General features: G+C 72.2%; 8 protein-coding genes and 5 tRNA genes. 6 read left to right on the top strand and 7 right to left on the bottom strand.

What is annotated here, in order from left to right; translation table 11 throughout:
- Positions 1-186: 186 nt before the first annotated feature.
- On the bottom strand, positions 187-339 hold the full coding sequence (locus ACP4J3_RS45480) for a hypothetical protein (RefSeq protein WP_167366237.1): 153 nt from the start codon (positions 337-339) through the stop codon (positions 187-189).
- 164 nt (positions 340-503) lie between these two features.
- The gene (locus ACP4J3_RS45475) at positions 504-950 is read right to left on the bottom strand and encodes a hypothetical protein (protein WP_426543201.1); all 447 of its coding nucleotides are present in this window, start codon (positions 948-950) and stop codon (positions 504-506) included.
- Between the two features lie 216 nt (positions 951-1,166).
- On the opposite strand from ACP4J3_RS45475, the gene ACP4J3_RS45470 reads away from it, so the two are divergent.
- Positions 1,167-1,694 carry a DsbA family protein gene (locus ACP4J3_RS45470; RefSeq protein WP_426543199.1) on the top strand — a complete coding sequence of 176 codons (528 nt, stop codon included), beginning with the start codon at positions 1,167-1,169 and terminating at the stop codon, positions 1,692-1,694.
- A gap of 176 nt (positions 1,695-1,870) precedes the next feature.
- Here ACP4J3_RS45470 and ACP4J3_RS45465 read toward each other — a convergent pair whose 3' ends face one another.
- From ACP4J3_RS45465 to ACP4J3_RS45455, 3 genes are read right to left on the bottom strand one after another with little or no spacing between them, the layout of a single operon-like run.
- Positions 1,871-2,695 carry a GNAT family N-acetyltransferase gene (locus ACP4J3_RS45465; protein WP_426543197.1) on the bottom strand — a complete coding sequence of 275 codons (825 nt, stop codon included), beginning with the start codon at positions 2,693-2,695 and terminating at the stop codon, positions 1,871-1,873.
- A 53-nt stretch (positions 2,696-2,748) separates the two neighbouring features.
- Positions 2,749-3,570 (bottom strand): aminotransferase class IV, encoded by an 822-nt coding sequence (locus tag ACP4J3_RS45460; protein WP_426543195.1) that lies wholly within the window; start codon positions 3,568-3,570, stop codon positions 2,749-2,751.
- Entirely contained in the window at positions 3,567-4,613 is a 1,047-nt protein-coding gene (locus ACP4J3_RS45455) for a chorismate-binding protein (RefSeq protein ID WP_426543193.1), read from the bottom strand. Before ACP4J3_RS45455 ends, ACP4J3_RS45460 begins: the two co-directional genes overlap by 4 nt.
- Positions 4,614-4,791: 178 nt before the next feature.
- On the opposite strand from ACP4J3_RS45455, the gene ACP4J3_RS45450 reads away from it, so the two are divergent.
- The 5 genes from ACP4J3_RS45450 to ACP4J3_RS45430 all read left to right on the top strand — a co-directional run bounded on the left by ACP4J3_RS45450 (position 4,792) and on the right by ACP4J3_RS45430 (position 5,255).
- Positions 4,792-4,864: transfer RNA gene (locus ACP4J3_RS45450), tRNA-Gly, on the top strand.
- A 38-nt stretch (positions 4,865-4,902) separates the two neighbouring features.
- Positions 4,903-4,976, top strand: a tRNA-Cys gene (locus ACP4J3_RS45445).
- Position 4,977: 1 nt separating this feature from the next.
- Positions 4,978-5,049: transfer RNA gene (locus tag ACP4J3_RS45440), tRNA-Val, on the top strand.
- A 19-nt stretch (positions 5,050-5,068) separates the two neighbouring features.
- Positions 5,069-5,140, top strand: a tRNA-Val gene (locus tag ACP4J3_RS45435).
- 43 nt (positions 5,141-5,183) lie between these two features.
- Positions 5,184-5,255: transfer RNA gene (locus ACP4J3_RS45430), tRNA-Val, on the top strand.
- A gap of 50 nt (positions 5,256-5,305) precedes the next feature.
- Here ACP4J3_RS45430 and ACP4J3_RS45425 read toward each other — a convergent pair.
- A complete protein-coding gene (locus tag ACP4J3_RS45425; RefSeq protein ID WP_194048167.1) occupies positions 5,306-5,599 on the bottom strand; it encodes a zf-TFIIB domain-containing protein in 294 nt (97 codons plus the stop codon).
- Positions 5,600-5,679: 80 nt separating this feature from the next.
- Entirely contained in the window at positions 5,680-6,621 is a 942-nt protein-coding gene (locus ACP4J3_RS45420) for a phosphotransferase family protein (RefSeq protein WP_426543191.1), read from the bottom strand.
- Positions 6,622-7,468 lie beyond the last annotated feature (847 nt).

The following is a 7,468-nucleotide window of genomic DNA, read 5'->3' as shown; positions in this document are numbered from 1 at the left end:
TGGCCGTTCGTCAGATCCCCACGTCCCACGGGACGTGATCATCAACGAACAAGATCCACTTTCGCAACAGGCCCTAGGCCCCTGGCGAGGACGCCTCCGTCGGCCGGCACGACCGCCGTACGGCCCGACTCGGCCCGTGTGTCGACGCGGGCCCCGGCGGGTGGCGCCGGGGGCCGCGGGTACGGCTCAGAGCAGCAGCAGATCGTGCAGCGCAGCCATGAGCAGCAGACACCCGATCACCGCAAGGAAGATCATCAGCGGTGGCTGGGAAAGGGCGAAGAGGCACCCGCGAGGCTCGTCCTGAGCTGGCGCGGCCTCGCTCTGTGTCGTGTCCAGCATCTCGCGGCGATGATGGCGCAATCGCAGCGCACCGCGCGATCAACACGCCCGGAATGAGCGGGAGTTCGTCGGATTCCGTGATGTCCGGTCCGAGTCGTGATCATTTACGGCCGGGCGGCGACCCCGTGTGTCGTTTCAGTCCCGCGTGCGGGAGCCGGCACGGGTCATATGCCGTGCTTCTTGAGGATGGCCTCGATGTCGCTGAAGTCGTCCGCGGCCTCCGACCGAGGGGCGGTCGCGGGCTTGGTCGACTCCCGCTTGGAGCCCGAGCCCAGCGAGGGCGCCGACGCCGCCGGGGCCACTGCCTCGCGCTGCGCGGCCGCGCGGGCCTCCTTGCGCTCCTTGCGGGTGCCGCCACGGCGGCGCTCGACCGCGCGGGTGGTCGCGAACAGCGCCCAGGACAGGCCGAGCACTCCGAAGCCCGCCCAGGCCGTCGGGCTGAACGCGGTGTCCGCCAGCCATTCGACGACCCCGGTCATCACCAGGCCGAGGGGCACCAGGGAGTACGCGGCGATGCGGGTGGCCGCGAGGAAACGCTTGCGGTACGCCGTGACCGCCGCGATGCCCAGGCCGGCCGCGGCGACGGCTGAACAGACGGTCTCGGCAATCATCCGGGCCTCCAGGCATGCTGGGTCGAGTCAGGACACTTCGTCCCTTCCATCCTGCACCGTGGCACCCCCGCCCTGCCATGCCTCGGCCCGACATCAGGGACATCTCCGGGTCGCCTCCTCCGCAGGTCCCGGTCAGCGGCGTACCCCTAGGGCCGCCCCCGGGCGAAGCCCCAGGTCGGATTGGGTCGTGCGCGCCGGGGCTGGGAGACTGGGCCCATGAGCGACTCCTCCCCCGACCGTCCCGCCGCCCCCGTCCTCGACGTCTGGTGCGAGCTGCAGTGCCCCGACTGCCGCAGTGCCCTGGACGATCTCCGTGCCCTGCGCGCCCGCTACGGCGACCGGCTGGAGCTGCGGCTGCGGCACTTCCCGCTGGAGAAGCACAAGCACGCCTTCGCCGCCGCGCAGGCCGCCGAGGAGGCCCTGGAGCAGGGGCAGGGGTGGCCGTACGTCGAGGCGGTGCTGGCCCGGGTCGAGGAGCTGGACCGTAAGGGAGAACCCCTCCTGGTCGAGGTGGCCCGGGAACTCGGGCTGGACGCGGAGGAGTTCGACACCGCGCTGATCGACGGCCGGCACATCCTGATCGTCGACGCCGACCAGGCCGAGGGCAAGGCGATCGGCGTGACCGGCACGCCGACGTATGTGATCGGCGGCGAGCGGCTCGACGGCGGCAAGAGCCAGGAGGGGCTGCGCGAGCGCATCGAGCAGATCGCGGACCGGCTGCTGGCCGAGGGCCCCGGGGCGTGAGCGCTCCGCCGGCGGTGTCGATCAGCGGCTCCGCCACGGGGCTGCGATGCGCCGTCCGTCGTCTGCGGACACGTGTCGTGGTCGGTCGCGCCCCGTGCGGTGGCAGCCGCGTGTCGACACAGCCCCGCGTCCCTCCAGGGCGCCGCCGAACCCCAGCGGGCTTCGCCCGACCTGCTTCAGAGCAGGTCCTTGCCCAGGTTGTACGCGGTGGTCTCGTAGCCGAGTGACTCGTACAGACGCTCGGCCGGAGCGTTGTCGGCTAAGACATGCAGGCCTATGCGGTCCTTGCCGGCCGCGATCGCCTGGACCTCGGCCAGCAGCATCAGGGCGCGCCCGTGGCCGCGGCCGCGGAGGCCTTCCTCGGTCTCGACGTCCAGGACGTACGCCGTCTCGGGCCACAGCCCCAGCCACAGCGTGCCGACCGGGTTGCCCTCGTGTTCCAGCACGCTGATCAGCGTGTTCTCGGTGGCCAGGCCGTCCGGCAGGTACTTCGCGTGTCCGCTGTCGGCCTTCCGGTAGGCCTCGTCGGCGGGGACGCCCCGCCCGATCAGGTCGCGGGCGAACTCCTCGCGCTCATGGGCCAGCCAAGGCCCGTACTCCGCCTCGGTCATGGGCCGGGGCGCGGTGCCGGCGGGCAGGCCGGGCGCGGTGCCGTCCAGCTGCTTGGTCATGTTGCGGCTGCGCAGGACGTAGCCGAGGGCCTGGGCGAGCCGGAGCGCGCCCGCGGCGTCGCCCGGCACGGACACCTCGACGCGCTTGCAGCCCCAGCCGCGCAGGACCTCCTCGGCGGCCAGCGCGGCCACCGTGCCGCGGCCCCGCCTGCGGTCCGGCTCCTCGATGTACAGCTCTGTGACACGGGCCGTGGCCGGGCCGTACTCGGGGTGCGTGGCGAGGCGTACTCCGCCGACGGGACGGCTGTTCACGCACACCTGGTAGCGGCGTGAGCGCGTGCCGTCCGCGTTGTGCTGAAGCGGCTCGGTGGGCCGCAGGGTCGTGGTCATCAGGGGTGTTCTACCCACCGCGACGGCCCGGGGCAGCCCATTTTTCCGCGCCCTTACGGATCCAGGTCGTCCCCGGACCGCTCCTCGAAGATCCGCATGGCCTTGGCGGTCACCGGGCCCGGTGCGCCGGGCAGTTCGTGGTCGTCCACGCGGTGCACGGCCTGGACGTCCCGCAGGGTGGAGGTGAGGAAGATCTCCTCGGCCTGCTCCAGCGCGTCCAGCGGCAGATCGGTCTCCCGGGCGCCGGTCCACTCGACCGTGAGCGCGCGCGTGATGCCCGCGAGACAGCCCGAGGCGACCGGCGGGGTGTGGATCTCGCCGTCCAGGACGACGAACACGTTCGAGCCGGTGCCCTCGCAGAGCCGGCCGACGGTGTTCGCGAACAGGGCTTCCGTCGCGCCGTGTCGGTGGGCGCGGGCGAGGGCGACGACGTTCTCGGCGTACGAGGTGGTCTTCAGGCCGGTGAGGGCGCCGCGCTCGTTGCGGGTCCAGGGCACGGTGATCACGGCCGTGGAGTCGGGCCGGCGGGTGGTCTCGCCGAGGGCGACGACGAGGGTCGGGCCGTGCTCGCCGCGGTCGGAGCCGAGGGGGCCGTGGCCACCGGTGTAGGTGATGCGCAGCCGGCCGAGCGGCATCGGGTTGGCCTCCATCACGGCGGCGCAGGCGCGGCGGACCTCGTCGTGGTCGGGCTCGGGCAGGCCGAGGCCGAGCGCCGAGCGGGTCAGCCGGTCGAGGTGCCGGGTCAGTGCGAACGGACGGCCGTCCACCGCCTTGACCGTCTCGAAGATGCCGTCGCCCACGGTCAGGCCGTGGTCGAAGACGGAGACGCGGGCGGACTCGATGTCCTGGAGCCCGCCGTCGAGCCAGATCTTCACGATTGCAGTCCCTCTCCACTCTCCTCGTACGCCCCCGACGCTACCGCGAGCAGCCGCGACGCCTTGAGCTCGGTCTCCCGCCACTCCCCCTCCGGGTCCGACCCCCAGGTGATCCCGGCCCCGGTCCCGAACCGCAGCACCCCCGCCTCCCGGTCGATCCAGAAGGTACGGATCCCGACGGCCAGCTCGCCGGTGCCGCGGTCGGCGTCGACCCACCCGATGCCGCCGCAGTACGGCCCGCGGGGCGCCGTCTCCAGCGCGTCGATGATCCGCAGGGCACTCGACTTGGGCGCGCCGGTGACCGAGCCGGGCGGGAAGGCGGCGTCGAGCAGTTCGGGCCAGCCTGCGCCGGGACGCAGCTCGCCGCGCACGGTGGACACCAGATGAACGAGCCCCGGGTGCTTCTCCACGGCACACAGATCGGGCACGGTCACCGTCCCGGTGGCGCAGACCCGCCCGATGTCGTTGCGCACCAGGTCCACGATCATCACGTTCTCGGCGAAGTCCTTCTCCAGCAGATCCGCCTCGGTGCGTCCGGTGCCCTTGATCGGCCCGGACTCGACGACGCGCCCGTCACGCCGCAGGAACAGCTCGGGGGAGGCGGTGGCCGTCTCCACCCCGTGCTCCGGCAGCCGGATCGTTCCTGCATACGGCGCCGGGTTGCCGCGGGCCAGCAGCGCGGTGAGCGCGTCCACGTCGGCGTCCGGCCCGATCGGCGCGCTCAGCACCCGGCACAGGTTGGCCTGATAGACCTCGCCGGCCGCGATGTGCTCACGGATGCGCCGTACGCCCGCCGTGTACGCTGCGCGGTCGAGGGACGACGTCCAGTCACCCTCCGCGGGGCCCGCCCACGCCCCCGGTACCGGGGCGGGCACGGGTTCTTCCCGTACGTCCCGGAAGCGGGCGCAGGTCAGGCCGCCCTCGAAGTCGGCGCAGACGGCCCAGAAACCACTGGAGTCCAGGGCCGCGGGATCGCTGGTGACGTCGAGGAGGCCGGTGGCGACGCGGCCGCCGAAGCGGGCGAGAGGAGCGAGGTCGGGCACGCAGTCGAGTCTATGGTGGGTGTCTCACGGGTGACCTGGCCATGTCCCTTCGGTGGGGTTCCCCGGGTCGCTGAGCAGGTGCAGCGCAGCACGCTGCACAAACGCGTTTTTGTACTGGCCCCGGAATCCGCTAGAGTTCAACTCGTCGCCGGGCCGCGGGAGCGGAACGAAACGACAAGCGGACGTAGCTCAGTTGGTAGAGCGCAACCTTGCCAAGGTTGAGGTCGCGAGTTCGAGCCTCGTCGTCCGCTCGAAGGAACAGGGGATCTTCCCGAGCCCCTACACTCCTGGTGGAGTGGCCGAGAGGCGAGGCAACGGCCTGCAAAGCCGTCTACACGGGTTCAAATCCCGTCTCCACCTCCAAGGACGATTAGCTCAGCGGGAGAGCGCTTCCCTGACACGGAAGAGGTCACTGGTTCAATCCCAGTATCGTCCACTGGATCTTCGGATCCCTGGCGCGATTAGCTCAGCGGGAGAGCGCTTCCCTGACACGGAAGAGGTCACTGGTTCAATCCCAGTATCGCGCACGCATTGCCCATGATCCGCTCCATGCAGTGATCGTGGTCCCGAGGACGATTAGCTCAGCGGGAGAGCGCTTCCCTGACACGGAAGAGGTCACTGGTTCAATCCCAGTATCGTCCACACATCGAAGCCCCCGGTCATCGACCGGGGGCTTCGTCGTTCCGGTGCGGCTAGCTGGAGAACAGCATGTGGCCGAAGCTCTTGTGGCGACGGCGGCCGTAGTGACCGCCGTGGTGGCCGCCGTGCGGGGCGCCCCAGGCGGGGGCCTGCGGGGCGGCGGCCGGGTAGGACTGGGGAGCGGCCGGGGGCGGCGGGGCGGGCTGGGACCACTGGGACTCCAGGCGGGTCAGCGCCTCCAGCTCGCCGTAGTCGAGAAAGATCCCGCGGCAGCCACTGCACTGCTCGATCTGGACACCGTTGCGGTTGTAGGTGTGCATCGGCGCATGGCACTTCGGACACTGCATGGTCGGCTCAACTCCTCGCCGGTCGGTCCTGCTTCGCCTATCGCCAGGACAGACTCTGTCCGGCTGCGGTCGGTTGCACCCTACTTTGCGTGTTCGTGGGCCAACTCCTGGGGGACGGAGGCCATTCGGTCACAGGCGTCGACGAGGGCCTGCTCGACCTCGTCCAGGGGGCGCCCTGCGGCCAGGGCCTTGGTGACCGCGCGGGCGGCGCTCTGCACGGTGAGGGCGCGGGCGGGGACGTCCAGGGCGGGCCAGGGGTCGCCGGTGGCGGGGACGGCCGGGCCGCGGGCGGCGCGGTACGCGTCCAGGAACCGGGTCCACTCGTCGGCCGGAAGCAGCCCACAGGCGAACCAGGCGGCCGGCCGCCCGAGATCCCAGCCGGGCACGCCCACGCCGAGGTCGTCGACGTCGATGAGCAGCCACGCCCCGTCCGGGGCCGGGTGACGGACGAGCTGGCCGAGGTGGAGGTCGCCGTGGCAGAGGGTGGTGTCGTCGGGCTGGGGGGCCTCGGCGCGGGCCCAGGCGGGGAGGGTGTCCCAGGCGCGCAGAACGATGTCGGCGGCGAGGCTGCCCTGGCCGGCGACCCGGAGGCGGGCGATGGCATGGGCGGCTTTGGCGGGGCCTCGCATGGCGGGCAGCGGAACGGGGGCGGGGGTGCGGTGGAGGCGGGCGAGCAGGGTGGCCGCGGCTTCCCAGGGGGCCGCGTCGGGGTCTTCCGGGTCCACAGGGGCGCCGTACGGCCAGAGGGTCACGAGTCGGCCATGCAGTTCGAGGGGGAGGTCGCCGAGCGGCGGCAGGAGGAGCCCGGGGAGGTGTGTGGCCGCGGCGAGCCGGGGTGCCAGGTCGTCCGGGGTGATGTCGGGGGCGTGGGCCTTGGCGACGGTGCCGGCGTGGCGGACGACGGTGGCGTCGGGGCGGTCGGCGAGCGTGACGGTTGCTCCGCAGGGGCAGGCGGACGTGCGGGAGTGGGCCTCGACTCGGACTCGTACGGTGAGGTCGGGCAGGAGCGGATTCGGGGTCACGGGCGTTCCTTGTGTGCGGAGGTCTGGGGCGAGAGTACGGGGTGACTGCGTCGCCGGCGCCGGATCATCTGACACCGCGACTGTCCAGACACCGGGCACCGACGCGGACCGGACCTGCTGGGGGCTGCGCCCCCAGACCCCGCCTACCGGCCCTGAACGGGCCTTGTCCTCAAACGCCGGACGGGCTGGTGGTGGGGGCTGGGGGCCGGTGCTGGAGGGTGGCGCCCCCTGGGGGTGGGTGGGGGCTTGGGATGGTGCGGCCTCGTCCTCAGACGCCCGACGGGCTGGATGGTGCGGGCCGGTACTGGAGGTGGCGTCCTCTGCGGGTGGGTGGGGGCTCGGGACGGTGCGGCCTCGTCGTCGAACACCCCACGAGCCGGATGGTGCGGGCCAGCACTGGGGGCTCGGGGTGGTGCGGCCTTGTCCTCAGACGCCCCACGGGCTGAGTGCGGGTCGGTGCTGAAAGGTGGCATCCGCTGCGGGTGGGTGAGGGCTCGGGACGGTCTCCGCACCCGGCCTCGGACACCCGACGAGTTGAGAGTGCGGGTCGGCCTGAAAGGTGGCAGTCGTTGTGGGTGGGTGGCGCTCGGGACGGCGCGGCCATCTTCCCTGGCGTCCGATGGGCTGCGGGATGCGGGCCAGCGCTGAAAGGGGGGCGTCCCCTGCAGGTCGGCGGGGCTCGGTCCCGGCCTTGGGCTGGGGACGGGCCGAGATTGCCTGAGCCGGTGTCGAGAAGGGGCCGCTGGCGGCCGGGCCCGGACTGGAGTGCGCCTCCGGAGGCAAAAGCAATGCCGGCGTAGCTCCCCAGCTACGCCGGCATTTGTGCCGTCCGCCGCACCCCCGTCCC

This window comes from Streptomyces sp. UG1 (assembly GCF_049974585.1).
GTDB lineage: Bacteria > Actinomycetota > Actinomycetes > Streptomycetales > Streptomycetaceae > Streptomyces.
Note: the sequence above shows the minus strand (reverse complement) of the source record. Positions and strands in the feature narration are given on the sequence as shown.

Excerpts from the sequence above, each read along its gene's own strand:
- ACP4J3_RS45480 (WP_167366237.1), bottom strand. The coding sequence starts at position 339 with ATGCTGGACACGACACAGAGCGAGGCCGCGCCAGCTCAGGACGAGCCT.
- ACP4J3_RS45475 (WP_426543201.1), bottom strand. The coding sequence starts at position 950 with ATGATTGCCGAGACCGTCTGTTCAGCCGTCGCCGCGGCCGGCCTGGGC.
- ACP4J3_RS45470 (WP_426543199.1), top strand. The coding sequence starts at position 1,167 with ATGAGCGACTCCTCCCCCGACCGTCCCGCCGCCCCCGTCCTCGACGTC.
- ACP4J3_RS45465 (WP_426543197.1), bottom strand. The coding sequence starts at position 2,695 with ATGACCACGACCCTGCGGCCCACCGAGCCGCTTCAGCACAACGCGGAC.
- ACP4J3_RS45425 (WP_194048167.1), bottom strand. The coding sequence starts at position 5,599 with ATGCAGTGTCCGAAGTGCCATGCGCCGATGCACACCTACAACCGCAAC.